The 23,724-nt window shown below is 42.1% G+C and carries 31 protein-coding genes and 1 pseudogene; 9 read left to right on the top strand and 23 right to left on the bottom strand.

The window, feature by feature from the left end; genetic code table 11:
- The 7 genes and pseudogenes from LIR34_RS12595 to dinB all read right to left on the bottom strand — a co-directional run.
- Window positions 1-199, bottom strand: a pseudogene (locus LIR34_RS12595) (CoA-disulfide reductase); the annotation flags it as partial.
- A gap of 1 nt (window position 200) precedes the next feature.
- The gene (locus tag LIR34_RS12590; protein ID WP_161234128.1) at window positions 201-521 is read right to left on the bottom strand and encodes a rhodanese-like domain-containing protein; all 321 of its coding nucleotides are present in this window, start codon (window positions 519-521) and stop codon (window positions 201-203) included.
- Window positions 522-533: 12 nt separating this feature from the next.
- Window positions 534-839 (bottom strand): thioredoxin, encoded by a 306-nt coding sequence (trxA, locus tag LIR34_RS12585; protein WP_028086464.1) that lies wholly within the window; start codon window positions 837-839, stop codon window positions 534-536.
- A 105-nt stretch (window positions 840-944) separates the two neighbouring features.
- Window positions 945-1,505, bottom strand: coding sequence for a sigma factor-like helix-turn-helix DNA-binding protein (locus LIR34_RS12580; protein WP_026650124.1), 561 nt, complete (start codon window positions 1,503-1,505; stop codon window positions 945-947).
- Between the two features lie 331 nt (window positions 1,506-1,836).
- Window positions 1,837-2,382, bottom strand: a complete 546-nt coding sequence (locus LIR34_RS12575; protein ID WP_026650125.1) for a hypothetical protein — start codon at window positions 2,380-2,382, stop codon at window positions 1,837-1,839.
- Between the two features lie 275 nt (window positions 2,383-2,657).
- A complete protein-coding gene (locus LIR34_RS12570) occupies window positions 2,658-2,897 on the bottom strand; it encodes a hypothetical protein (protein ID WP_026650126.1) in 240 nt (79 codons plus the stop codon).
- A gap of 20 nt (window positions 2,898-2,917) precedes the next feature.
- Complete coding sequence (dinB, locus tag LIR34_RS12565; RefSeq protein ID WP_044924451.1) at window positions 2,918-4,162, bottom strand: DNA polymerase IV; 1,245 nt, start codon at window positions 4,160-4,162, stop codon at window positions 2,918-2,920.
- A gap of 194 nt (window positions 4,163-4,356) precedes the next feature.
- Between dinB and LIR34_RS12560 the strand changes: the two genes are divergently transcribed.
- Window positions 4,357-4,809, top strand: coding sequence for a helix-turn-helix domain-containing protein (locus LIR34_RS12560; RefSeq protein ID WP_026650128.1), 453 nt, complete (start codon window positions 4,357-4,359; stop codon window positions 4,807-4,809).
- Between the two features lie 77 nt (window positions 4,810-4,886).
- Window positions 4,887-5,441 carry an ImmA/IrrE family metallo-endopeptidase gene (locus tag LIR34_RS12555; RefSeq protein ID WP_026650129.1) on the top strand — a complete coding sequence of 185 codons (555 nt, stop codon included), beginning with the start codon at window positions 4,887-4,889 and terminating at the stop codon, window positions 5,439-5,441.
- Window positions 5,442-5,730: 289 nt separating this feature from the next.
- On the opposite strand, the gene LIR34_RS12545 is transcribed toward LIR34_RS12555, so the two are convergent.
- From LIR34_RS12545 to LIR34_RS12530, 4 genes are all read right to left on the bottom strand, one after another.
- Window positions 5,731-6,507, bottom strand: coding sequence for a histidine kinase dimerization/phospho-acceptor domain-containing protein (locus LIR34_RS12545; RefSeq protein WP_442860849.1), 777 nt, complete (start codon window positions 6,505-6,507; stop codon window positions 5,731-5,733).
- Window positions 6,495-7,169, bottom strand: coding sequence for a response regulator transcription factor (locus tag LIR34_RS12540; protein WP_023921570.1), 675 nt, complete (start codon window positions 7,167-7,169; stop codon window positions 6,495-6,497). The genes LIR34_RS12545 and LIR34_RS12540 overlap by 13 nt, the downstream gene beginning before the upstream one ends.
- 94 nt (window positions 7,170-7,263) lie before the next feature.
- Window positions 7,264-7,512 carry a winged helix-turn-helix domain-containing protein gene (locus tag LIR34_RS12535; RefSeq protein WP_005333437.1) on the bottom strand — a complete coding sequence of 83 codons (249 nt, stop codon included), beginning with the start codon at window positions 7,510-7,512 and terminating at the stop codon, window positions 7,264-7,266.
- A 73-nt stretch (window positions 7,513-7,585) separates the two neighbouring features.
- Window positions 7,586-7,840 carry a hypothetical protein gene (locus LIR34_RS12530; protein WP_005333435.1) on the bottom strand — a complete coding sequence of 85 codons (255 nt, stop codon included), beginning with the start codon at window positions 7,838-7,840 and terminating at the stop codon, window positions 7,586-7,588.
- Window positions 7,841-8,117: 277 nt separating this feature from the next.
- Here LIR34_RS12530 and ligA point away from each other — a divergent pair, with 277 nt between their 5' ends.
- The 4 genes from ligA (at window position 8,118) to LIR34_RS12510 (ending at window position 12,642) form a co-directional block, all read left to right on the top strand.
- Window positions 8,118-10,112: an NAD-dependent DNA ligase LigA gene (ligA, locus tag LIR34_RS12525; protein ID WP_040015507.1), complete on the top strand. Its 1,995-nt coding sequence runs from the start codon at window positions 8,118-8,120 to the stop codon at window positions 10,110-10,112.
- Between the two features lie 77 nt (window positions 10,113-10,189).
- Complete coding sequence (locus tag LIR34_RS12520) at window positions 10,190-10,693, top strand: NADAR family protein (RefSeq protein WP_023921566.1); 504 nt, start codon at window positions 10,190-10,192, stop codon at window positions 10,691-10,693.
- A gap of 21 nt (window positions 10,694-10,714) precedes the next feature.
- Window positions 10,715-11,188, top strand: coding sequence for an LPD11 domain-containing protein (locus LIR34_RS12515; protein WP_173785608.1), 474 nt, complete (start codon window positions 10,715-10,717; stop codon window positions 11,186-11,188).
- A gap of 89 nt (window positions 11,189-11,277) precedes the next feature.
- Window positions 11,278-12,642, top strand: a complete 1,365-nt coding sequence (locus tag LIR34_RS12510; protein WP_173785609.1) for an ATP-binding protein — start codon at window positions 11,278-11,280, stop codon at window positions 12,640-12,642.
- A 63-nt stretch (window positions 12,643-12,705) separates the two neighbouring features.
- Here the strand turns inward: LIR34_RS12510 and LIR34_RS12505 are convergent, their stop codons facing one another.
- The 5 genes from LIR34_RS12505 to LIR34_RS12480 form a co-directional block, all read right to left on the bottom strand.
- Window positions 12,706-13,068: a type II toxin-antitoxin system HicB family antitoxin gene (locus LIR34_RS12505; protein ID WP_005333424.1), complete on the bottom strand. Its 363-nt coding sequence runs from the start codon at window positions 13,066-13,068 to the stop codon at window positions 12,706-12,708.
- On the bottom strand, window positions 13,052-13,309 hold the full coding sequence (locus tag LIR34_RS12500) for a type II toxin-antitoxin system HicA family toxin (RefSeq protein ID WP_005333422.1): 258 nt from the start codon (window positions 13,307-13,309) through the stop codon (window positions 13,052-13,054). The genes LIR34_RS12505 and LIR34_RS12500 overlap by 17 nt, the downstream gene beginning before the upstream one ends.
- A gap of 2 nt (window positions 13,310-13,311) precedes the next feature.
- The gene (locus tag LIR34_RS12495; protein ID WP_005333420.1) at window positions 13,312-13,668 is read right to left on the bottom strand and encodes a hypothetical protein; all 357 of its coding nucleotides are present in this window, start codon (window positions 13,666-13,668) and stop codon (window positions 13,312-13,314) included.
- A 262-nt stretch (window positions 13,669-13,930) separates the two neighbouring features.
- On the bottom strand, window positions 13,931-14,119 hold the full coding sequence (locus LIR34_RS12485) for a helix-turn-helix domain-containing protein (protein WP_005333406.1): 189 nt from the start codon (window positions 14,117-14,119) through the stop codon (window positions 13,931-13,933).
- Window positions 14,119-14,559 carry a sigma factor-like helix-turn-helix DNA-binding protein gene (locus tag LIR34_RS12480; protein ID WP_023921559.1) on the bottom strand — a complete coding sequence of 147 codons (441 nt, stop codon included), beginning with the start codon at window positions 14,557-14,559 and terminating at the stop codon, window positions 14,119-14,121. Before LIR34_RS12480 ends, LIR34_RS12485 begins: the two co-directional genes overlap by 1 nt.
- Before the next feature lie 413 nt (window positions 14,560-14,972).
- Between LIR34_RS12480 and LIR34_RS12475 the strand changes: the two genes are divergently transcribed.
- Window positions 14,973-15,302, top strand: a complete 330-nt coding sequence (locus LIR34_RS12475) for a helix-turn-helix transcriptional regulator (RefSeq protein WP_005333402.1) — start codon at window positions 14,973-14,975, stop codon at window positions 15,300-15,302.
- A gap of 150 nt (window positions 15,303-15,452) precedes the next feature.
- Here the strand turns inward: LIR34_RS12475 and LIR34_RS12470 are convergent, their stop codons facing one another.
- Window positions 15,453-15,824: a hypothetical protein gene (locus LIR34_RS12470; RefSeq protein WP_005333400.1), complete on the bottom strand. Its 372-nt coding sequence runs from the start codon at window positions 15,822-15,824 to the stop codon at window positions 15,453-15,455.
- Window positions 15,825-15,828: 4 nt separating this feature from the next.
- Window positions 15,829-16,767, bottom strand: a complete 939-nt coding sequence (locus LIR34_RS12465; RefSeq protein WP_070097296.1) for a ParM/StbA family protein — start codon at window positions 16,765-16,767, stop codon at window positions 15,829-15,831.
- Window positions 16,768-16,948: 181 nt separating this feature from the next.
- Between LIR34_RS12465 and LIR34_RS12460 the strand changes: the two genes are divergently transcribed.
- Window positions 16,949-17,293, top strand: coding sequence for a MazG nucleotide pyrophosphohydrolase domain-containing protein (locus tag LIR34_RS12460; protein ID WP_173785611.1), 345 nt, complete (start codon window positions 16,949-16,951; stop codon window positions 17,291-17,293).
- An 18-nt stretch (window positions 17,294-17,311) separates the two neighbouring features.
- Window positions 17,312-17,785: a hypothetical protein gene (locus LIR34_RS12455; RefSeq protein WP_226875173.1), complete on the top strand. Its 474-nt coding sequence runs from the start codon at window positions 17,312-17,314 to the stop codon at window positions 17,783-17,785.
- Window positions 17,786-17,887: 102 nt separating this feature from the next.
- Here the strand turns inward: LIR34_RS12455 and LIR34_RS12450 are convergent, their stop codons facing one another.
- The 5 genes from LIR34_RS12450 to recD2 all read right to left on the bottom strand — a co-directional run bounded on the left by LIR34_RS12450 (window position 17,888) and on the right by recD2 (window position 23,689).
- A complete protein-coding gene (locus tag LIR34_RS12450) occupies window positions 17,888-18,304 on the bottom strand; it encodes a hypothetical protein (RefSeq protein WP_244092317.1) in 417 nt (138 codons plus the stop codon).
- A gap of 62 nt (window positions 18,305-18,366) precedes the next feature.
- Complete coding sequence (gene srtB / locus LIR34_RS12445) at window positions 18,367-19,149, bottom strand: class B sortase (protein WP_173785613.1); 783 nt, start codon at window positions 19,147-19,149, stop codon at window positions 18,367-18,369.
- Window positions 19,150-19,151: 2 nt separating this feature from the next.
- Complete coding sequence (locus LIR34_RS12440; RefSeq protein ID WP_117470433.1) at window positions 19,152-20,366, bottom strand: CHC2 zinc finger domain-containing protein; 1,215 nt, start codon at window positions 20,364-20,366, stop codon at window positions 19,152-19,154.
- A 54-nt stretch (window positions 20,367-20,420) separates the two neighbouring features.
- The gene (locus tag LIR34_RS12435; RefSeq protein WP_117470434.1) at window positions 20,421-21,368 is read right to left on the bottom strand and encodes a hypothetical protein; all 948 of its coding nucleotides are present in this window, start codon (window positions 21,366-21,368) and stop codon (window positions 20,421-20,423) included.
- Between the two features lie 83 nt (window positions 21,369-21,451).
- Window positions 21,452-23,689, bottom strand: a complete 2,238-nt coding sequence (gene recD2 / locus LIR34_RS12430; protein WP_117470435.1) for an SF1B family DNA helicase RecD2 — start codon at window positions 23,687-23,689, stop codon at window positions 21,452-21,454.
- Between the last annotated feature and the right edge of the window lie 35 nt (window positions 23,690-23,724).

Raw genomic sequence — 23,724 nt, 5'->3', positions numbered from 1 at the left:
AAAAACTCTCTGGTGTCTGTAGTGTAAGTTCTTCCGGGTCTGTGATCACGTCTCCGATATAATATGGAAGCCCACAATTCGCATAGGATATGTATCCGGATCTTTCAAACACAGTAATTTCTGCATGTTCATCCAATCTTCGTATTCTTGCTGCAGCTGTAGCTCCTCCGGCTACACCGCCTACGATTATTACCTTCATCTTATTTTTCCACCTTTCCTGAATAAGCAGCAATGCCACCAATATTATTTACTTTAGAATATCCCATTCGTTGCAACATCCCAGTTGCTTGACGACTTCGGGCTCCGGAATAACAGTATACAAACAGCGGTATTTCTGTATTCTTCACTACCGAAACAACATTGTTAAGTTGTTGCAATGGCACATTTTTACTTTCTGGTATATGCCCTTCCTGATATTCCTGCGGCGTACGAACATCCAGCAGAGCTGCACCAGCAGTCTTTTTATATTCCTCTATCCCTTGATTAATATTCGCCTGTTTTAAAAAATCAAAAAATCCCATTAACGCACCTCCTTAAAGCATCTCTAAGATTGCCTTCTTAGGTCTTGCCCCTGAAACTTTTGTTACAATCTTCCCATTCTTCATAACCACCAAAGTTGGAATACTCATAATACCAAATTTACTTGCCAGTTCTGGCTGCTCATCCACATTGATCTTTCCAACTTTGATATCAGGGCGTTCACTTGCTATCTCCTCTATGATAGGAGCCACCATACGACAAGGAGCACACCAAGGAGCCCAAAAGTCTAAAAGAACGGTTTTCTCGGAATCCATTATTTCATTCTGAAAATTATTTTTATTGATATTAATAGCAGACATTTTACAGTCCTCCTTGTTTTTTCTTTTGTGGCTTTATTATAATCTGAAATTCATTTGTTTTCTGTGATATCATCACATTATTATCATGATTAATTTTTAACTAATTTATTTTTTCATCTTATGATCTGATGGCAGTCTCACTTCTCCGGTCCTTTTCTTCATAATCGAGTTCTGTGTCTCCATCTGTGTTGGAATATAATCGCTTTCCTGCAGAAATGCACCTGCCGCCTCAGCATATGATTCATATCCAGCTGCTTTCATCCTCTTCAACATTTTTGCCAAAGCACTGTTCTTGTCTCTACTCACCTGACGTGTGCTGATGCCCAGTTCCTCTGCTGTTTCTTTAACCTGTTTTCCCATGATAAAATAATCGCTCACGATTTTCTTTTCTTTCTCTGTCAGATCGCTGAAGAGTTCTTTAAAGAAGATCTCAGTTGTAATATCCGATGCAATGTCACGTCCACTATCTGCGATAAAGTCTGTCGCACAACCGTTTTCTGATTCTAATCCACAAAATAATACTGTATTATTTCTCTGATGCTGCTGATCAAACATATAATGTTCCTTATTATAAAAAATATTAAGAACTTCCAGCTCTTCTGCTGTAATATTAGCGTATTTCACCTTCTGATATCTGTCGTAAAATGTGTATTTTCTTTCTTCCATGATTGTTTCTCCGATTTGTCGTTTTTGTTGATTTGATTTGTGACAAATCGAAAATCATGGATATCTGGCATAATGCCTGCCTCTTCCCTGCATCTTGATATGCTCTTCCTTTCCGGCATCTACCTGTTAAAAAGGAAGCTTTTTCAAATCTGCAACCTGTTTTTGGGTATAAAAAAAGGCCATGCCCTTCCGGGCACAGCCTGACGCCTTAAAATTTGAGAAAAGAAAAACCTCCGCAAACATTACGTCTGCGAAGGTCTATTTCTCTCAGCATATCAATTCTAACATGCACGTATTTTCATTGTAATACCATTCACATGCCAGTTTACTGTCAGTTCACTGCCACTTTACTTCCACTTTTCTTCCAGTTTATTTCCTCCATCTTATTCTGTATCTTTTCCGGACGTGTAAATGCCCAGAGCATTGTTGCATACAAACGGATTGCTTTCTTACGGTTTCGATAATAAGTAGTGCTTGGCATATCATCCAGCATCAGCATCACATCTTCATTGGTATTTCCTGCTTCAAAATATCTATATTTCAAAAGCCGATAATACAGCTGTCCATTTTTTGGATAATCCCTCAAAGCTATCAGGGAATCTCTCATGATTTCCAGCAAACAGAGATTCATATCATTATTCAGAAGCTTTTCCTGGATTCTGCGTTTCTCTGCAGTCGCATCGAAATCTACCAGATCATATAACATTTCCTTCAGATGCTTCCCTTCCTCTGCATACATTTCATAATCTATATCCACAAGGTTCTTCTCAATACGGAACATTACTTTAGTATACTGACTCAGCAATAATTCCGTATTCTTATAAGCATCCTCTGCCACTTCTTCCATATTGATAAACATATCCTGTATTCTCTGCATAATTGTCCTCCTTCCCGACCGCTTCCGCAGCCAGACCAATCATTGTATTGTTTGTTCCATTCACAGTCTGTCACTGTCCTAACATCTCTTCATGCAGATTCCGCAGAAATATCCGCTGTGGGATAGCTTCTATTTCTGGCTGATCGGCAACTGTATGATCTATTGAAAGCAATCGGTTCTCACGGGAAAGGATGTATCCCCGACTGCTGATGTTCTCATCGAATATCTATCTCTCCAAAGGGGGCCCTGATTCAGGGCTCCCTTTTAGGACGCCGTTATTTACGTTCCATAAACCATTTATAATTTTCTTCATAAGTCAGATGACAGATTTTTCCACCCACCTGACAGGTATAACGATATCCGGTTCCGCCAGCTTTTCGGCTGGCACAACGCTCCGGTTTTGAAACCTTATCAATCGCATACTTACGTCCATCTTCCCAGACAAACGCTGTAGGGATCAATTCTCCTTCCCGGCTGAATACTGCCAGGACATCTACATACACTTTAGCTGTCATTACAAAACACCTGCTCTCTCCTATCCATGAAAATATGCCTGTGGATGAACCGTATGTTCCTTAGCATTCAGCTGTGCCAGTATCTTATCCTGATACATAAATGCTCTCTGAATACTCTGATAGCCAAACCTTCCACGGATCTCATCTACCACCTGGTCCATCTTTTTGATTTTTTCTCTCTTCGTTTCATCCATAAATAAATCAAGCTGATACGGCATCTCTTCTGATACCAGATCACATCCTCGAACACCAAGACTACGAATTGGATGTTCCCAATTATAGTTTTTCTGGAATAACTCAAATGCAGTTCTGGCAATTTCTTCTGTAAGATTACTTGCCCTGTCCAACTTGCACTGTCTCGTGAAATGATACAATCCATTATCCCGAATCGAGATTTCTACTGTCCTGCATTGAAAACCATTTTCACGAAGCCTGGCTCCTACACTTTCTGAAAGAGCCATCAAAATAATCTTCACGTCCAATTCACTAACAAGATCTCTTGGCGTTGTTGTACTGTTCCCGATAGACTTGATCGGTACTTTATATCCTTCTACCAAAACTGGAGTTTCATCCCATCCATTTGCAAAGGTATGAAGTACCAATCCCATCTTTCCAAGATATGTTTCTAATATAGAAGGTTCTGCTCCTGCCAGATCTCCGATTGTACAAATGCCAAGTTTCTTCATCGTCCGTTCAGTGCTTCTTCCGACCATGAGTAAATCACCTACTGGAAGTTTCCATGCAATATCCTTGTAATTGTCTTTGGAAAACTCTGTAATGGCATCCGGCTTTTTATAATCAGAACCGAGCTTTGCAAATATCTTATTCCAGGAAACACCAATACTTACGGTAACCCCCAGTTCATATTTAATCCGACTGCTGATCTCTTTTGCAATCTTCATTCCGTCTCCCTTGATAGAAGTACTGGCGGTCACATCCAGCCAGCTTTCATCAATCCCAAATGGTTCTCTCTGATCTGTGTATTCACTGTAAATCTCCTGTGCCATTCTGGAAAACCTCAAATAAAGATCCATGCGAGGCGGTACAAAGATTATTTCTGGGCAAACCTGTCTTGCCTGCCACAATGCCATGCCTGTTTTTACTCCGGCTCGCTTCGCAATATAGTTTGCAGTCAGCACAATTCCATGTCTTGCTTCCGGATCACCACCGACTGCCATCGGCTTCCCGGCAAGTTCTGGATGATGCAGCATCTCAACACTTGCGTAAAAGCAATTCATATCTGAATGAAGAATTGTCCTGCTCATAACATTCACCTACCAGTCTTAAAAATCATAATAAAAGTTCTTTGCTTCATATTGACTTTGTGAAGTTTATAGATTATAATTTCTACTAACTTCACGAACATTTGTTTGTATTTTATACGTGATAATGAACTCTGTCAATAGTTTTTATAAAGTTGATGAAGTTACGATTTCAAAAACTTGGAAAGGATCCCACTATGAATTTTTCAGACAAGATTAAATATCAACGAGAACAAAATCATCTGACACAAAAAGAACTTGCAGAACTGGTCGGCGTATCCCAGCGTGCGATCGCAGCTTATGAAAGTTCCGGCACCATCGCACGAATCTCTACTATGAGAAAGCTCGCTCATGCATTGAATGTCTCTTACGATTATTTGAAACATGATGAGATCACAGATCCTTCTTACGGAATTGAAAAAATGGATTATATTGATGAAGTCAATGGACAGCTTGGTGAAAAAGGAGCCAGGGACATCAATGAGATTCTCGAAGCCAACCGTGCTCTTTTTGCTGGTGGCGAACTCGACGAAGAAGCAAAAGATGCTTTCTATCAGGCTGTAACCAAAGCATATCTTTCCTGTAAGATGGAAGCCAAAAAGACATTTGGACGGAAAAAGAAAAACACTGAAATGGAAAGTGATTCATAGGTGTCCGTATTTTCGTACAGCACTTTTGCTACTCTATACTTGCAGCAAACTATCTTATGAAATATCGAGGTGTTTTTATGAGTTCAAAATGTATAAGAGACACTGTTAATAAAGTAAAAGCAAAATATCAGGAAAGTGATCCGTACCGCCTTGCAGCCGCTATGCATATTATTGTTAAAAAGCTTCCGCTTGGAACTGATCCAAACTGTTGCAAAGGCTTCTGTATGCGGGAATGTCGAAAGACCTGCATCGTCATTAACTGCGACCTACCGGAAATCATACAGCAGATTATCCTGATCCACGAGATCGGTCACGCACTCCTTCATCAGAAACCCCTTCAGATCAAGTGTTTTCATGATTTTGAATTATTCGATGGAGTGTCACAATGTGAATATGAAGCGAATTGCTTTGCCGCTGATTATCTTCTGGAAGATGAAGATGTCCTGGAGATGCTTAACGCTGATATGTCCTTTTTCCAGGCTGCCGCAGAACTGAAAGTTCCACCGGAACTTCTTGATTTCAAATTCCGAATGATGAAACGAAGCGGCGTTCAGATTGTAGATTCTCCGATTACTTCCAACAGTGACTTTTTAAAAGATATCCCTACTTCGGGAATAATAGAAAATTACTAAATATGCTATTTTTGAAAAAGGAGATTTTTGAAAATGATCAACTTAAATAAACATAGAATAGACTTTGGAAAAGGGGATGTAGGCATTGGTGTCATCGGTAACACTAGAAATGGACTTAACTTTCCAACCGACGGCATTACCGTATCAACAGTTGGTCCAGTTAATCAATTAAAAAAATTGCGCGAAGAACATCTAAAAATTCAGTTGACAATATCTTTACATGCAGCAACACAGGCTGCGAGAAACTGTATCATTCCTCATATGCACATGTACGCTATTGAAGATGTTGTTAAGCAAGCATTATCAACTGCCGGATATCTACCACGGAACAGTTTAATTCCCGTTCTTCCAATTTCGTCATCTTCCTCATACTATCAATAAAATGGTTCATCCGTTCAATCTGAAGCATACCGCCCCTTAACATCTCCATCATTTTCTCTTGATCAAGCATATCTTCCGGAACAAATTCCAAAAGCATTTCCTGATATCCCCGCATGATTGCAAGCGGCGAGCGGATATCATGGGCAATCGCTGCACGCAGTACCCGCTCATCTTCGATCATCTGCCAAAGTCTACGGTTATTTTCTTCCAACTGCCCACGCATCCTTTCAAATTCCCTGCACAGCATCCCCATCTCGTCCTCGTTCTCATAAGCCATATGAAAATCCAGATCTTCCTCCGCAATCATCTGTGATGCCATCTTCAGTTCCTGAATCGGTCTCTTTAATTTATTTTTGTAAAACAGGCTGACCGCAATTCCACATCCGGCAAAAGAAAAAAGCAATACTCCGTACGTCCGAAGGAAATCACAGGTTTCTGAAATATGCCAGTCCATTCTGCTCATTTTACTCTGATTCGGTCTCGGTACCACTACCTCAAAATTTTCATTGCGGTCATTCATTGCCTGATAATACTCGTCCTGATCCACGTACTTCCACCAGACCTCCTCCTGTATCTGCCCGGCAATCTCAATAATTGACACAGAAAGAAAAAAAGTGACAATCAAGCTGAGTATCGTATATAAAACCATTGTCTTTTTCAAGGATAAATTTCTTATCTTTTCCATCGATACCCCATCCCCCATACTGTCTCAATGTATTCTGTCTGCGTATATTCCGCCAGTTTCTTTCTCACTCTCCGGATCAGTTCCGTAACAACACGGCTGTCACCTTCCGCATCATAACCACACACCTTTTCGTATATCCGCTCCCTGTCAAAAACCTGTCCTGGATTCATGGACAAAAACTCAATGATTGCATATTCCAGCTTCGTAAGCTCCAAATCATTTTCACCGATCTGAACCCTCTTTGCTCCATAATCAATACTGAGGTCTCCGTGGAATCTGTATTCAGACTTCCCTTTATGACGCTCCTCACGCTTCAAATGTGCAATAATACGAGCATCCAGTTCTTTCAGACTAAACGGCTTCAGTATATAGTCATCCCCACCGGATAAAAGCCCGTTTACCCTGTCCTGCTCCTCCACTTTTGCCGTCAGGAAGATAATGGGACAAGTTACTTTGCCCCGGATACGTCTGCATACTTCTAATCCGTCTATTTTAGGCATATTGATGTCCAGCAAGATAATATCCGGTTTCTTATGGATTTTTTCCAAAGCATCTGTGCCATCTTCTGCCATCATTACATCATATCGTTTGATTTCAAAATAGTTCTTTAACATCTTTAATAATTCGATGTCATCATCCACGATCAAAATTCTATATGCCACTTTTATCACCTCGTTTTATCAGTATACAACGAAAAAAACAATAAATAAACAACAAGAGAAACACTTCGAGCCGCCCATTGCCGGACGGCTCCTTTTATGCCCGAAAGCGATAACCAACACCACGTATCGTTTCTATGTAGTGCGGTGTTTCCGGATTTTCTTCTATTTTCTTTCTCAAGTTCTTAATCAGACCGTAAATTCGGTTATTCACTTCTGACTCCGCTTCCTCATAGATATGCTGATAGATCTGTTCTTTCGTGAATACCCGATTAGGAGATAAAGCAACCACAGCGATTTGCTTCAAAAGTCTCTTTCGCCTGGTATACCGTTTATAACTTCTCATGTTTATCACCTTCAATCTGCTTTCAAATTTAATAATCTATATTTTATGACAATTCAGCATATAGAAAAGTTAGTTATTCGTGAAAATTATTTTTAAATTTAGAACTTGCATAACCACTACGATGTAAAAACAGTTTAGAGGCATTTATGACAGAGATTGATTTTATCTGGTTTTCGACTTTCTCCACGAAAGTGGCAAAAAATACCTGGCTACGAATTCCTTCGCTTAGGGCAAATCTGAAATCCTGAACGCTTTTATTCCTGTAGCCGACAAATTTGTCATCAACATAAGGCAAAAGCTTCATTGAGGAATCTATTTCATTTGACATATACTACATCTAGTGTTATACTGTTCTTATATCAATTATTTGTGTCAATCCGGAAAGGATTTATCACACGCAGTTTAGGTTTGAAACGTAGTCAGGAGTTTTCCTATGCCCAACAAGCAGCAGGGACTTCTGGCTTTTTTTATTTTGCAGGAAACTGCATCTATTTTGAGAATGAACATAAGCGTCATTCTCTTTTTTTATGCCTGAACGCAGGGAAAGGAGGATTACGGAAACAAATGATTCCGGAACTGGCACGCCACAAAAGAAAGGAGACTCTATGTCAGTCAAAAGAATTAAGAATCTTGTAAAACAACTCAATGAATACCGTCATGCCTACTACAATCAGGATGCCCCTCTGGTATCTGATGCCGAGTATGACCGACTCTTTGACGAACTGAAGGAACTGGAGGAACAGACTGGTTTCATCCTGTCAAATTCTCCGACACAGACGGTTGGATATTATCCGGTCAGTGAACTTGCCAAAGTCACCCATCCGATTCCACTGCTCTCGCTTGAGAAAACAAAACTGATTTCAGAGCTTTTAGATTTCATGAAAGGACAGGAAGTTCTCTTTATGCTGAAACTGGACGGTTTGACTACCAAACTCATTTACGAAGATGGCAGACTGATTCAGGCTTCTACCCGTGGAGATGGTGAAGTGGGGGAAGATATTACACACAATATCCCGGCATTTTTAAATGTACCGCTTACCATTCCACACAAAGAACGTCTGGTCATTACCGGTGAGTCTTTTATACCAACCAATGATTTTGAACGTCTGAAAGATACTCTGCGTGATGGAAATGGAAAACCTTATAAAAACGGACGTAATTTTGCTTCCGGATCAGTACGAAGTCTTGATCCGAAGAACTGTATCGGACGTTGTGTTCGCTTTCTTCCGTTCAATGTATTAGAAGGAATGGAGGATGTTCCCTTCCCGGACAGCAGAGCCTGCAAATTAGAAGGTTTAACACACCTGGGCTTTGGTTACTGCCCGTTTTTCTCAATTTCAGGAACCGGACTTTCAAAAGAATATGCGGAGAAATTCATTCAGGAATTGGTATCCACAGCAGCAAATTTACATCTTCCTATCGATGGCATTGTCATGATTTTTGACAGTCTCAGCTACTCCAAAAGCTGCGGAAAAACCGGACACCACTATAAGGACGGCCTCGCCTATAAGTTTGAGGATGATACCTACGAAACTTTCTTGCGTGAAATTGAATGGACACCGACCAGATTCGGAGAGATTGCTCCGGTCGGCATCTTCGATACCGTGGAGATTGACGGCTGTGATGTTTCCAGAGCTTCCCTTCATAATCTGACCTTTATCAAAAATCTGGAGCTTGTACCCGGATGCCGGATTCTTGTTTCCAAACGAAACATGATCATCCCACATATAGAGGATAATCTGGATCGTGGAAGGTATACCGACATCACGCCTCCGGTCTGCCCTTGCTGTGGTTCCAAAACCAGAACCTACAGCCGTAAGACCAGCGACGGTCGCACCGTAGAAACTCTGCATTGTGATAATCCGCAGTGCGACAGCCAGATCACAAGAAGGTTTGTCCATTTTGCCAGCAAGAAGGCAATGAACATCGAAGGACTGTCAGAAGCCACTTTAGAAAAATTCCTGAATCTGGGCTATCTGCACTCTTTTCAGGACATCTATCATCTGGAGGAACACCGGGAAGATATTGTGGCACTGGACGGATATGGTGAGAAATCTTTCGACCGCTTGTGGGAATCCATCAACGCCAGCCGGAGGACCAGCTTTGTCCGCTATCTGGTTTCCATGGATATTCCTATGATCGGCAGAACCAAAAGCCGGATTCTGGACACCGTATTTTCCGGAAATTTAACTGCATTTGAACAGGCGGCTGTCGGAGATTACGACTTCACTCAGTTAGAGGATTTTGGCGAAATCTTAAATCACAACATCCATTCCTGGTTTGCAGATGAAGCAAATCTTGATTTATGGAAAAACTTACAGAACGAATTCACATTTGAACAAAGAAAGGAAGAGACCATTATGACAAAAGAAAACAAATTTACAGGATGTACCATCGTAGCAACAGGGAAACTGGAGCATTTTACCAGAGACGGTATCAACGATAAGATTCTGGAGCTTGGTGCCAAACCTGGCAGCTCTGTAACAAAGAAAACCGATTACCTGATCTGCGGGGAAAAAGCCGGCAGCAAACTGGCAAAAGCCCAGAGCCTTGGTATTCCAATTCTTACAGAAGCTGAATTTTTGGAGATGATTGCATAACCATCTCTGCAATAGATGAGAATTATTTTGAGGTGTGGCTGAAAGGCCGCACCTCTTTTACAAAGGAGGAATTTATAATGAATCAAACAAATACAAGCAAGCGCATACCTACACAGATCAATGAATTTCGGGGAGATTATGCTTTTCTAAGCAATTTCTATCCGGCACCGGTCTCTTACATGGGACAAACCTATGCAAATAATGAAGCTGCTTTTCAAGCGCAGAAAACACTCTCTGCGAGAGAGCAACGCAAATTCTGTATTTTTCGGATGCATAATCCTTCTGATGCAAAGAAACTCGGCAGAGATCTTACATTACGCCCGGACTGGGAAAAAGTGAAAGTCCGGCTCATGTATGAAATCTGCATGTGCAAATTCATGCAGAACCCGGAACTCCGGGATAAACTTCTTGCAACCGGAGAGTCCACACTTATTGAAGGAAACAACTGGGGTGACTATTTCTGGGGCAAAGTCAATAACTGCGGAGAAAACCAGTTAGGAATCATCCTGATGGATGTACGTGCGAAGCTGCAGTGGAATGCAGAAACAGCGCCCAATAATATACCTCAATGTCTGCAATAAAGGAAAGGATGGTCTAATAGAATGAATGAAAATGCAAAAACAAAATTAGTGCTTGAGTATACTGGCATGGATGATTTTTCCTGTCCGGTATATAAGGACCAATTCGGAAAGTTGTGGAAGGATATTGACCTTGGCAAAGGGGCTAAACCGAATCTTTATTCTTTATCTTTTAACCATATTGATGGAGAACCTTCCCATCCCATACAGCAGGAGTACACATTTCATCCAGCTCCGTATCAAAGAAGTTCCTATGAATTCGAGTACCGGATGTTAAGTAAATTACAGTCTGACTGTGAATACTATCTGGGCTACGGAAATCGCAGTCCGTCTATTCTATGCAATCATAGCGTTCAAAACCATATTGCCCGTATGAAAGAATTATGGAATGGTTTTCCCACAGATCAGAAACCGGAATGGCTGACCTGGGAACAGCTTCTTCAGTACGAAAAAGTAATGACAGAAACCGGAATACCCGTGAAGAACTGCTCAGACTAGACAATTCATCATTTATCAGAAATTACCCTCTATATTATCCATTCATATTTTGATATAATAGGAACAGTTGAAAGAAAGGAGCATTTCCCATGTATCTGAAAAGAAAAGTTTACGATCAGCTTCTGGATTGGAAAAACGATACCGTCCACAGCACCTTGGAAGTGAATGGTGCCAGACAGGTCGGAAAAACATATATTATCAATAAATTTGCGGATGAGAACTTCAGGCACAAGATCTACATTAACCTGTTTGATTTGTCCGGCAAACAATTTATGGAATGTTACAAAAAAGCCACAGACTGGACTCCCGGTACAAAACGACCGGAGCAGCCGCTTCACGATGCTTTTAAACTCTTCGATCCGGATTTTGAAGATACCAACGATACAGTCATCATTATTGATGAAATTCAGGAATCCTCAGAGATATTCAACCGTATCCGAGAATTTACCCGCTATTTTCAAGCGCATTTCATTGTAACTGGAAGTTATCTGGGACGTGTACTGGAACCGGAATTCAAATTCTCCAGTGGAGATATTACCAGTATCCGTATTTATACCCTTTCCTTTAAAGAGTTTTTGGAAGCATTGGATGACCAGCTTTTTCAGAAGTATCTATCACTTCCACTGGATCATGCAGATGACACCGTACCGGAACTATATGACGAATTAAAGAATGTTTACGACATCTATAGACAGATTGGCGGCTATCCAAAGGTTGTGGAAACATACCTTAACACAAAAGACGTGGAAGCAGCTCAAAAAGAGCTTGTTAGAATCATCCGCATTTTCTTAAACGAATCTATGCGGTACTTTGATGACATCACAGATATTAGTGTTTTTACCAACATCTTTTTAAGCATCTGCCGTATTCTGCTTCGTGAAAAGAAAGGATTAGATGAGGACAGTATAAGTGAAGAACTGCAAAAGCTCGTTACAAAGAATTACTCCAGTAATCTTTCTAAAGCAACCTGCTATCGTGCTATCAACTGGCTTTACCATTCTGGAATCATCGGTTTCTGTGGCAAAATCACAGAACTGGACATCTTGAATTTCAAACCGGGAAGCCGCTGCTTCTTCATGGATCTTGGAGTTGCATATTATTATCTCTCCAGAACTGGTGCTACTGTATCAACTATGGATGGCTCATTGAACGAAAACTATGTTTACATTAACTTGTCCAAACGCCAGGAATTCCCGGAAGAAATTATCTTTGAGACACCGGCTTTTGCTACTTATAAAGGTGGCGAAATTGATTTTGTAGCTCAGACATTGAAAACTCACATCCGCTATCTGATTGAAGTTAAAGCCGGTAAGGGAACTGCATCTACTGCCTTGAAGGCATTGGAACAGGGGAAGGCCCACAAACTATTGTATTTAAAAGGCGATACCAAAGGCGGAACCGCTGGGAATGTACAAACACTTCCTATCTATCTGCTAGAACAATATCATTTTTAATCAAAGAAAGAATACTTCGAGCCGCCCATCCGGACGGCTCTTTTCATCTATATTCTTGTATATTTATTTTACTAACAGCGCATCATTCTTTGAAAGAAGATATATACAGTATTGATTCATACTGATGCCTTCTTTTTTTGAGTGTTCCGCCAGATCCCGGTGTAAGCTGCGTGGCATCCTTATTTTAAACTGTCCCGAATACTCTTCCAGGCTTCCCGGTTCGTGAATCTCAATCCCTTCTTCCAGTGCAGCTTCTAACCATGCTTTTTTTGCATCCGCTGCATTTTCAACTGCCCTTTCTATCGTCTCTCCACAGGTGATGCATCCCGGCAGTTCCGGATAAGAAACCACAAATCCACCTTCATCCTTATCTTCCACAATTTCCATGCGATAGGACATTGCCAAATAATCATTCAGTGTCTTCATCGTTTTTCGCCTCACTTTCTACAATCTGCTTTACCATTTCAACATAAATTTTCTTGATTGGTTCGTGTTTCGGTATTGTTATCGGCTGGCATCCCGCTTTACGGAATGTATAATGGCTGCTCCCACTTCTCGGAGCATTTATCTCATATCCATAACTTTCTAATACTTTTCTTAGTTCATCAAAACGAAGGTCTTTCGATAATGAGCAAATTCTTGTCAATAGTTTATCCCATTTCGACATCTTTAATGCCTCCTATCTATAGTATATGTGGTGTCATATGTGGTGTCAATCTGTTTTTCATCTTTCTTGGTCAAATAAGGCTGCAGCTCTTTCTTAGCAGCCGTCACAAATTCTTCTTTTCTCGAACTTACCATATAAATCTTCCAGAGCATCAGATTCAGCTTTTCCGCATCCACTGCCTTGCATTTCTTTTTAATCATGCGGATAAACGGATAGATTACCGTATCCGATAACTTGTTCCCAGCAATCAACATCGTTCCATCCGTTCCATATACCTCATACAGACATTCCAAAATACTCCCCAAATCTGTCACCAATCGGAATGCCGGCTTTTCATATTTCTTTTTAGCTTCCATCATATGCTCCCATCATTCTGGGGCATAAATGGAATACTATATGCACAACCGATTGCCGATGTAATTTCTGCTATTGTTACTGTGTTTATGGCTCTACATCTTCATAAAGAACTGGCAACAACAAAAGAGCATTAAAGCATCAGGCAACATAATAGATCAACACCGTCTGCCGCTTCGAACTGAGGCAATATCACCCTTCAAAAAACAATCACTCCCAGAGGATGTTACTCCCCTGAGAGTGATTGCAGCCTTTGTTTAAGATAACTTACTCAATTATCTGGAATCTCTGGATACACTGAAGCAATGTACTTACCAGTTCCTGATACAGATCTTCATCAAATCTGCCATTCACAATCGCATTCTTAATTAAAAGCGGCTTATATATCTCTAAAATCTTCAGTACCGCATCTGCATTTCCTTCTTTTGCCTTTAAAAGTAATCGTTCAAAATTCATTAGTTTTCACCTCCCATCACCTTGCGGATCTTCCGGATTGCATAATAATAAATACCCTTGCATCGCTCCTCTGATAACCCGTTTAGCCTGCTCATTTCCTCAAAAGTACGTTCTTCAAACACATGCTGGTAAATCAGCTTCCGTTCTTCATCCCGCAGCGTATGAAGCGCTTTCATCAGTCTTTCATCTGACATCTTATTCCATTCTGGATATTTCCCCTGTGCCTCCTGCAATAAAAGCTGCTCCCTCGTTTGGTTCTCCAGCAATTCTTCGATTACAATTCTTGCCTCCATCTGTCCAATATCCTCCAACAGTTCTTCTGCATCAGCCATCTGGATTTTCTTCTCCAGATAATCATGTCGTTTTCCACGGACAAACTGTATCAGATATGCTGTAAAGTGATTTTGTATCTTTGATCCTGTATATGTTTTTTTGTTCATTTGTTTTATCCTCCGAAATTTTTTATCACGTTCCAAAAAATTCCGAGGATGGCGGTGAGCGGCAACAAAACGTGACACTGCCTTCATTTTTTCGAAAAAAAGAAAGGCTGGACCACTCTATTCGTAGTCCAGCCGATACTTCTCTTTCTATGTAATTGTGTAGGATATGCGATGATAGTATCTCATATACTGCATATTCTAACTTCTCTCCGACACATTGTATGGATAAGATTTTTTTAACAGATTCAGTTCCTCTTTGGCTTTTATCTTATGCTGTCCATTCATGTCTGTCGTACTTACTTCCATGTTTCTCTATTTGTGCATGTGTTATCCTGCTTATCATAACGCACTTTAACGCATTTCGTATAGTGTTAATCTACGATAAAATATATGCATTAAGTGAGGTGATATAGATGGTGAAAAAATTATTGGGAGATGCAGTCAGGGAAGAACGTCTCCGCCGCAATCTTTCGCAAAACAGCCTTGCGGAACAGGCAAAGATTTCTTTACGGACTGTCTCTGATATTGAAAACTATATTGGCAATCCACAGTTGGAAACACTTTATGCCTTGGCAACTTACTTACATATTTCCATAGATGCTATATTTTCTAACCAGAAAACGAACCCGGATTCTACCATGCAGCAAATCATGGCAGAACTAAATTCCTGCCCGGAGGAGCAGAAACAGCTTGCCCTTTCTACACTGCGTGGACTTCTGGATGGATTCAAGAACCTAAGTTAAGGCTCTCCCGTATCCTTCATCATCTACACATTATACAAAGACAATCTGTGAGTAATCTGTGAATAGTCTGTGAGTTTTCTGTCTATTCCCATTCTGATACAAAGAACAGGAGAGTACACTGCCATAAGCATGTGTATCTCTCCTGCTTTTTTATGCCCTGCGAAATGCACTGATAGCATCCACTACATTCTGTCTCATAGTCTGATCCATCCGCAGCGGTTCTTCTTCCATCAAATCAACTTCTGTGGGCATTTCTCTATTTATCTTAGAAACGTCCTGCCCTTCCAATACCTTTCTTACTTCTTCCCGGATGATTTGCTGCATCATTGGCCGGAGCATATCCGGTTCCATGCTTATACTGCCATTACCTGTCTCATCCGTTCTTCCCGTATATGCCAGAATTGCCGCAACGATCAGTTTTGCTTTTTTCTCTGTCGTATTCAGAAGTTCTGTCACATACACGTGATCTGGATCCGACTTATCAAAACCAATAGTGAATACAAACGGATTTTTCTTTCCCATAAAATCACACTCCAGCCTGTGTCATGCGATACAAAAGATCATATCCATCGGCATTTGCTTTCATATCCCGGATAAAGGTATGTTTTCCCAACCGGTCTGCCTGCTCCAGAAATCGTTCCAGAAGCACTGCTCCGCCGCCGATAAACACCGTATAAGTAGATTTTGTATCAATGCCCCGCTCTCGGATGCTGTTCAGAAGATCGGTAACAAAATTCTGAACCATGGTTTCTACTGCCTGTACAACAGCTTCCTCATAATACTGCGTTTTTCCCTTGATGATACTGTCGATATCTGCCTCCTCCAGAAGCATGTCATATTCACTGTTAATACTGGAAATGATATCGTTATACATGGTAATCACACCTTTTTCCAGAGAATCACAATAATCCATATCCGGTCTGCCACTTCTCATCAGAAGATAATCAGAAGTAAATCCGCCAATATCAATCCCTACGACTTTCGGAATCTCACGGATTTCCATCATCCTCGTCATCATGGCTGCATAATCCTGCGGAAACGCCATTACATTCTGTATACAGAGGTGATAGACTTTATCGTTGAAGCACAGTTCCTGCACCTTCCCGTCCCCTTTGAAATAGCGTTCATATCTCTCACAAAGCTCTGCAAAATGCTTCGGCGGAAGCCCAATCGGAAGTTCCACCTGAATGACATCCTCCGGCTGAATCTGGCTTTTCTGCTCCAGCTCCATTGCAATGGCAAATAAGGTCAGAATCCAGAATCGGTTCCGGCTGTCCTGCGTCTTGTCTCTCTGGTACGGAATCCGCTTCTCACTAAGGGTATAATACTTTCCCTGATATTTCAGATACTTCTCTCCCCTGGCAGGCTTTTTGTCCTGTTCTGTCAGTCCAGTGGTAAATACAAAATTACAGGTTTTCATGTTCCGGTTCCCGTGATCCACGGCTACTCTTAATTTTTTTATCATGCTACATTCACTCCTTTGTACTTGATACTTATTCTGTACGTAGGAGATACTTAAAGTGCAACTTTTTAAAAACTATTTCCATAATTTTTCTTCCTGTATACTTCCATATCGTTGATATCATTGGTAAAACACAGTATAATGAACATATTATCAAATATGAATTTGCGGAGGAAAAGATACTGTGAAAATTACAATAGAGGAACTGCAAGAATACTTATTCGACCGTTATAAAAATGGTGGGATTGACCAAAGCCTGTTTATGAAACTCGTAGAAGAAATAGGTGAAGTGGCAGAAGTACTAAATAAAAAGGCAGGTAGAAAATCTGTTGGTCAAGAGGATTTACAAACCCAATTAGGTAACGAATTAGCCGATGTGGTACACTACACTATTGCGATTGCTGCATTAAATGGAATTGATATGAATGATATTATACTCTCTAAGGATAAGGATGCATCCATAAAGTATAATCACAGAATAAATTTAGAGCAGTTTGTAATGGAACGCAGAACGAAAGATAACGACTAACAGTTCCAGTTGTTCAGGATGAATGACAGAGCAAAAAAATATGAATTTGAAGAGGTAGTGATTATGAAAAGATTGATAGCAATGGTTCTTTGTCTTTTATTTGTTATATCTTTAGCTGGTTGTGGAAAAGGAAATACAAAAAATTTAGTTATTGATTATGGGACATCATCTATATACACAAAAGATGACATGGATGAAGCTATTGATGTTATAAAGAAACAATTTAGTTCTTTTGAGGGGTGTGAATTGCACAGCCTATCTTATACATCTGATGATGCGTGCAATAATGAGGATAATATTGCCTGGATGAATGAATTGGAGGAAGCAAATGACAATAAAGAGAGTTTCACACAATGTATTTCGTTTGATAGTAGTTTCAGGTCACCTAAAAATGGAGGTGGAGCGTGGAACGCTAATGAAGAATACACATGGTCATGGTGGTTGGCGCGTAGCGAAGGCGGAACGTGGAAATTAATGACTTGGGGATATTAACGGTCGGTTCCTAAGTAACAAATAACAGTTTGTCTAAGAAAAAAAGATACCAACCATTCTCAAAAATGCTTAGTATCTTTTTTCTTTTGTTCTGTCATTGTCCTATGCTGAAAGCTTTTCCACCAATTCCGGCAGGCACTTCTCAAATAATTCCCGATATCTTCGATACCCTTCATCCCGGAGTGGACCTTGCAGTGATGTCAGAGACCAAAGGAGAAGCTCTTCCTCTTCCACAGCATACGGAGAGGTATAGACAAATTTTTTCCCGTCAAAATGCGGTTTTGATAACTTCAGTATTTCCGTTATCTCTCCTTTTGTTTCCGCCTGCATAATCATTTCCACTTTCTTCCGATGGAACTCGCAGACGATGCTCTCCAGAAATCCCTGCTTCAGATAAAATTCCGCCCTTCTATAAAGTTTTACAAGAGCCTCCACTCTTTCATCAAATAACTTGTCCTTTTCACTGACTATCATCTGTGCCATTGCGTTTGCATGTTCCATAACCAATGCTGTTCCCATTACATTTCCTCCCATAATAAAAGCTGGCATAAGAAATTTCTTCTCACACCAGCATGATTCTTTTATTCCTCAGTGATGATCTCACTGCTTAATTTTCCATGTACCAGATAGCGGTAATTCCGTCTGGAATTGACACAGGTAGACAGCGTAACTATCCGATCCGTTACCGACAGCTCGGTACCGGTATCATAATCCCCATAAGAAGACACCGTATCCAGAAACATCTGAAAATCTTCCGCTTCCGGGAAATGATACCTATATCCCTCACTCCCGGTTCTTCCCGCATAGCAGGAAAAGATTTGATACTTGAGGATCTTTCCCGGCAAATAGAGATAAAACTCCGGATGTTGTTCAAATAGCTCTTGGTCCTGGTACTTATCCAGAGTTCCGAACATGCTCCCGTTTTTCATATTATGCCCGTACACGATCGTATTCTGATCCGTAAAGTCCGGCTGATTATGGCAGTCCACAAAGATGCTCCCATTGATATTGGATTCTCCTGAAAAAAGGTGATGAAGATAATATGCATTATCTTTCCCCTGTACCACCGGATAACTAATGTCCAGTGCCGGAATCTGAATCCACGCTATGACATCCGGATTAACCGCTTTTAAACCTGCAAAGTCAATTTCCAGATACCTGCTCTGAGGTTCCTCCTTCTCTTTCTCGGGTTCCGGTGATTCTTCTTCCTCTGGTTCCTGAACATATTCCTGCAGTTTCTCGTAACTTGCCTCCCCTTTCTGATACTTCAGATAAACACTAAAGAGTTTTCCTGCCGCTGCGAGAAAAACAAACAACAGGCAGATAATGAGTCCTGCAAGCACCGTATTTCCTTTTTTTCTCATGATTATTCTCCTTTCGGAAGAGCCGAAGTCTGCGCTCCGGCTCCTTCCTTCTGTTTGATGGCAACTAAATAGTCATCTATCCCCTTAAGTTTCCCGTTCCACTCCCCGTTCTCGTCCATATCCCAGACCATTCGGTTCATCGGCAGGGAAAGCTCCCGGCAGATTTCATAGACCTTATTGCAGCCGTTCTGGATAATCCTCCGTTTCTCCGCCTTATGCTGGCAGATAACAGGAGAACGCTCAAAACAGACCGCACACTTACTGTCATGGTGATTACAGGCTACTTTCATCTTCTTATCCATGTCATACGTCTCCAAAAGCTGTTTCATCCCATATCCTTTCATCCGCTCCAGCACTGGTTTTAAATTCCGGTACTGGTTAACTCCGGCAACGCACACAAAGGTAGCGCCGGACAGATAATGGGCTATGGTCCCTTTTAAGGCTCCTTCGGTCAGATAGACACGTTCTGCAGCAAGATCACCGATCACATGTACCGGACTTCCGGAGGAAACTCCCTGGTCATAATTGACACTGGACAGCCAGATATACTTTTTCATGTCGGTCACATGATCTACCCGGATCTGAAAGCCCTGGATGAACCCGTCCAAAGAAACTATGGGAATCAGGATTCCTGAGTTTTCTGCTTTGAAATTTATCGTCCAGTTTCCGTCTGTATCCCGGTAGAATCCCGGCACGCCTTTCACCATATATCCTTCTTCTGCCAGCCTTTTGACCAGCTTCTTCATTCCAAACAGCGGGACACTCCGGTAACGCTGTGCTTCGATCTGTTCCGGTTTTAATCCCCGTCTTTGCAGATCCTCCTGATGCTTCCTGTTAAGCGTGAGCATGGACAGCATTCTCTGATACGTCCGGTGGCTTTCCTCTATCGGTGCAAGCTCTGCCGTTGCCTTTTCTTCCTGTACCGGCATTGCTTTGATATAATCCGTCCGGTATTCTCCTTTTCCTAATGCTTCCCGGATCTGCTGATTTGCTTCGGAGAGTGTAACATTGTGCAAATCCGCATAAAGCTTCAGCATCCCCCCGGACGCATCACAGCGGTTGCACCGGAATACATTCTTTTCCACATTGATATTGAGTTTTCCATGCGTCTCTCCACAAAACGGGCAGTCATAATAATTTCCCCGACGCTTTCTGAGATGCAGCACCTGCACCACATCCAGTATTCCATAATCAAACCCAGACATATCATAATACATCCCGGTCTCTTCCTCCTTTCCCCCGCAGAAAAAAGCTCTCTGCGGGGTTCTTCCTTAACCAGCCATCGGCATTGCTTTTTGTAAAATTACCTTTGCTGCCGCCGGAACCAGATTGTTCGGTCCGGAATATTGCTCGGCAAACCACTGGATCGTTGACGGGCTTTCAACTGCCACCTGTCCCATGGTCTTTCCGCCGTATTTTCCCTTTCCCGGAATCACAGTCCCGACTGCCATTTCATAGTTCATGCGTTTCATCAGTTCTTCTACCGGAAGGGACGTATCCAGATTCTGTAATGCTCCCTGCAACATCTGTCCGGTCTTTGGCGGCGTAGGGGCAGCCGGAGCAGAATCGTAACCAGGCATTTGTCCACTGCCATGGTAAATGGTGCTTCCAGCCGCCTGTGCCTGCTGATAGAACTGATTCATCATCTGCTGGCCTGCATATTCCGACTGGCCTGGCATCTCTCCATAAGTTGGCATAGGGGCATTTGGCATGACACCCGAATCCGGCATGGCAGCATTTTCCATAACACCTGTATCTGGCATCTGTGGGTTCTGATATGGAATTCCGGCATCTACCTGTGCAGGATCATTTTCCTCTCCCACATCCGCAAACTGCACACCATATCCGGCATCCGATAATGCCCTTCCTACAGCTGCTGTTTCCGCCATTTCCAAAAATTTGTCTCCAAACTTCGGATCATCGCTCCGGAATTTCTGCGAAAAGGAATTGGCTACATAATTGTCTTCCTGATCACATTTATCCAAATAGATACGTGCTTCCACAACTGCCATGTTCTCTGTGAAAGTGATAATCCGGCTGATAATCTTTCCTGCCGGATTGACCAGACGAAACCAGAGCTTCCGGTATTTCACATCCAGATAAAGCTGCTCCTCCTGCCCTTCTTCTCCAATCTTTCTTGCCAGTTCCATCGGATGGAAGCCATCCACACGGTTTAAAGCGGCAACTGCCTCTGATTTCTTATACAATAATTCTTTCATTCTCTGCTCCTTTCATTTAGAAAAGCAGACGTTCCCCTATATAAGAGTAATAGTCCGCTTATTTCAAAAGTTGAAAAATATTTTTAAACAACAAGTTTTAACTGCTCCATTTCCAGTTTCTGTTCACTCTGATACTGATCGTAATACTGTACGATCCGCTCACTCAGAATGGTGTTCCTTGTCCCGCTGTCATCCGTATGGATTGCCTGACAGACTGCAGCCCATTCCCCTACCAGATAAACCTTGCTTTTCGCTCTGGTCACCCCGGTATAGAGAATATTGCGCTTCAGCATCATATAAAAGGCTTTTACCCAAGGGATGATGACAACCGGACATTCAGAACCCTGTGCCTTATGGATGGTTGTTGCGTTGGCATGTTCGATCATTTCCATCTGGTCAGCTTCATATTGCACTTGCCGCCCATCCGGGAATCCGATCACTGCCCTGGCATTTCCATCCTCATCCGTGATACAGTCCAGTATCCTGCCCAGATCGCCGTTACTCGCCATCTCGGTATTTTTATTCTGTAAAATCTTATCGCCAACCCGGAACACCTGACTGCCGATATGCAGTTCCTTCTTCCCTGCGATTGGCGGATTTACAAAATCCTCCAGAGATTTGTTCAATTCATCCACTCCGGCAGCACTGCGTTTCCGGTAAGGAGTCAGGATCTGTACCTGATCCATACCGTTTTTTGCAATCTCGTCCAGATAAATCCTCCGGACAATCTCTGCCGCCTCATCTGCTCCTTTGCAGGCAATGAACTGAAAATCCTCTCCAAAGCTCAGATTAGTCTTATTCTCCTGCATCAGTTTTGCATTATAAGGGATTCTGCTCAAAGCCCCCTGCCGGTAAACCAGATCCAGTACCGTGACCGGAATCAGCCCGCAGGCAATCAGTTGCCGGAATACATCCCCGGCTCCTACGGATGGGAGCTGGTTCTTATCCCCGACTAAAAGGACTCTGGCATGTCTGCTAACCCGCCGGAAAAATTCATAGGCAAGATGCATGTCCACCATGGACACCTCATCTACATTTAGAAATCCGGCAGACAGGTACTCAAAATCCGGTTCAAAATCCGTATCATCTCCCAAAAGCCCCAGGGCCAGATGCATCGTGGATGCATTTTCACATCCGGTACTCTCCACCATACGTCTTGCCGCACGTCCGGTCGGAGCCATAAGCTGTACCTCTGACTTGCATAATGCCTGATGGATATAGAGAATCACCTTGAGAACCGTTGTCTTTCCGGTTCCTGGACCTCCGGTAATAATACTGATGGGATGTGCAAACACCATCCGCACTGCCTGTTTCTGTGTTTCTGACAGCGTGATCCCCAGTGTCTTCTGTGCCTTTTCCAGCTTCGGTTCAATGGACAGCAAAACCGGCTTCTCCAAAAGCCGTCTGGCTATCATGGAAGCGGTCTGTGTTTCTTCTTCATACTGCCGGATAGAATAGATCCGTTCTTCCTCCACAACAATGCTTTTTTGCAGCACCAGCCGGTAAAGCACCTGACTGACATCCTGCTCCGATACTGCCATGACCTGCAGATCCCGGTTCAGCATTTCCAGTGCTTCCCTGATAACCTCCTGACGCTGTTTAAATAGATGTCCTTCTTTCATTGCCTGATTCATGATATGTCCGATGCACCCGGATATCCGCATGGGATCATTGAGTGCACAGCAGCACTGTCTTCCGATCGCATCCACAGTCAGAAACCCGAAGCCTTTGACTGCACTCAGCATGTAAGGGCGGTGCCGGATAATATCCACCGATTCATTTCCGAATTTCTTCAGAATCATATTCACTTTTTTGGGTGTTACCTTAAAAGGCGCCAGAAACGTCATCAGTTCCCGGAACACCTGGTTTTTTCCATAGGACTCCACAATAGCAGCCAGCTTCTTCTCGGAAATTCCACGGATCTTCAAGAGTTCCTGCGGGTTGTTTTCCATGATTTCCAGTGTCTGAAGTCCAAACTTCCGGAAAATAGTATCTGCCATCTTGAGACCGATACCTTTGACTGCACCGGAAGAAAGGTATCCTAAGATACCCTCCTTTGTCCGTGGTACAACCTCCATGAAATTTTCCACCTGATACTGAGTTCCATGCTCTCCGCTCTCCCATCTGCCTTCCATCTCAAGCTCAATCTCGTCTGTAAGCGGAAGACCGAATCCAATCGCTGAGAAGCCGATGATATTCCGGGATGCCAGATATTTGTCTCTGGCTGACAGGGGGACAGACGTATCCTGTGTGGTGAATATGGCAATCGTATACCCATTCTCCTCATTCTGGAAAATCTTATGTTTAAATCTGCACCTCATTGTTTATATCCCTCCAGCTTTTTATCCGCATCGGT

The organism is Blautia sp. MSK17_66 (assembly GCF_020538025.1).
In the GTDB taxonomy this organism is placed as follows: Bacteria; Bacillota; Clostridia; order Lachnospirales; family Lachnospiraceae; genus Blautia_A.
This window is presented reverse-complemented; position numbering and strand designations above follow the sequence as displayed.

Coding starts and splice junctions, on each gene's coding strand:
- LIR34_RS12590 (WP_161234128.1), bottom strand. CDS start 521: ATGGGATTTTTTGATTTTTTAAAACAGGCGAATATTAATCAAGGGATA.
- trxA (WP_028086464.1), bottom strand. CDS start 839: ATGTCTGCTATTAATATCAATAAAAATAATTTTCAGAATGAAATAATG.
- LIR34_RS12580 (WP_026650124.1), bottom strand. CDS start 1,505: ATGGAAGAAAGAAAATACACATTTTACGACAGATATCAGAAGGTGAAA.
- LIR34_RS12575 (WP_026650125.1), bottom strand. CDS start 2,382: ATGCAGAGAATACAGGATATGTTTATCAATATGGAAGAAGTGGCAGAG.
- LIR34_RS12570 (WP_026650126.1), bottom strand. CDS start 2,897: ATGACAGCTAAAGTGTATGTAGATGTCCTGGCAGTATTCAGCCGGGAA.
- dinB (WP_044924451.1), bottom strand. CDS start 4,162: ATGAGCAGGACAATTCTTCATTCAGATATGAATTGCTTTTACGCAAGT.
- LIR34_RS12560 (WP_026650128.1), top strand. CDS start 4,357: ATGAATTTTTCAGACAAGATTAAATATCAACGAGAACAAAATCATCTG.
- LIR34_RS12555 (WP_026650129.1), top strand. CDS start 4,887: ATGAGTTCAAAATGTATAAGAGACACTGTTAATAAAGTAAAAGCAAAA.
- LIR34_RS12545 (WP_442860849.1), bottom strand. CDS start 6,507: ATGGAAAAGATAAGAAATTTATCCTTGAAAAAGACAATGGTTTTATAT.
- LIR34_RS12535 (WP_005333437.1), bottom strand. CDS start 7,512: ATGAGAAGTTATAAACGGTATACCAGGCGAAAGAGACTTTTGAAGCAA.
- LIR34_RS12530 (WP_005333435.1), bottom strand. CDS start 7,840: ATGTCAAATGAAATAGATTCCTCAATGAAGCTTTTGCCTTATGTTGAT.
- ligA (WP_040015507.1), top strand. CDS start 8,118: ATGTCAGTCAAAAGAATTAAGAATCTTGTAAAACAACTCAATGAATAC.
- LIR34_RS12520 (WP_023921566.1), top strand. CDS start 10,190: ATGAATCAAACAAATACAAGCAAGCGCATACCTACACAGATCAATGAA.
- LIR34_RS12515 (WP_173785608.1), top strand. CDS start 10,715: ATGAATGAAAATGCAAAAACAAAATTAGTGCTTGAGTATACTGGCATG.
- LIR34_RS12510 (WP_173785609.1), top strand. CDS start 11,278: ATGTATCTGAAAAGAAAAGTTTACGATCAGCTTCTGGATTGGAAAAAC.
- LIR34_RS12505 (WP_005333424.1), bottom strand. CDS start 13,068: ATGAAGACACTGAATGATTATTTGGCAATGTCCTATCGCATGGAAATT.
- LIR34_RS12500 (WP_005333422.1), bottom strand. CDS start 13,309: ATGTCGAAATGGGATAAACTATTGACAAGAATTTGCTCATTATCGAAA.
- LIR34_RS12495 (WP_005333420.1), bottom strand. CDS start 13,668: ATGATGGAAGCTAAAAAGAAATATGAAAAGCCGGCATTCCGATTGGTG.
- LIR34_RS12485 (WP_005333406.1), bottom strand. CDS start 14,119: ATGAATTTTGAACGATTACTTTTAAAGGCAAAAGAAGGAAATGCAGAT.
- LIR34_RS12480 (WP_023921559.1), bottom strand. CDS start 14,559: ATGAACAAAAAAACATATACAGGATCAAAGATACAAAATCACTTTACA.
- LIR34_RS12475 (WP_005333402.1), top strand. CDS start 14,973: ATGGTGAAAAAATTATTGGGAGATGCAGTCAGGGAAGAACGTCTCCGC.
- LIR34_RS12470 (WP_005333400.1), bottom strand. CDS start 15,824: ATGGGAAAGAAAAATCCGTTTGTATTCACTATTGGTTTTGATAAGTCG.
- LIR34_RS12465 (WP_070097296.1), bottom strand. CDS start 16,767: ATGATAAAAAAATTAAGAGTAGCCGTGGATCACGGGAACCGGAACATG.
- LIR34_RS12455 (WP_226875173.1), top strand. CDS start 17,312: ATGAATGACAGAGCAAAAAAATATGAATTTGAAGAGGTAGTGATTATG.
- LIR34_RS12450 (WP_244092317.1), bottom strand. CDS start 18,304: ATGGGAACAGCATTGGTTATGGAACATGCAAACGCAATGGCACAGATG.
- srtB (WP_173785613.1), bottom strand. CDS start 19,149: ATGAGAAAAAAAGGAAATACGGTGCTTGCAGGACTCATTATCTGCCTG.
- LIR34_RS12440 (WP_117470433.1), bottom strand. CDS start 20,366: ATGTATTATGATATGTCTGGGTTTGATTATGGAATACTGGATGTGGTG.
- LIR34_RS12435 (WP_117470434.1), bottom strand. CDS start 21,368: ATGAAAGAATTATTGTATAAGAAATCAGAGGCAGTTGCCGCTTTAAAC.
- recD2 (WP_117470435.1), bottom strand. CDS start 23,689: ATGAGGTGCAGATTTAAACATAAGATTTTCCAGAATGAGGAGAATGGG.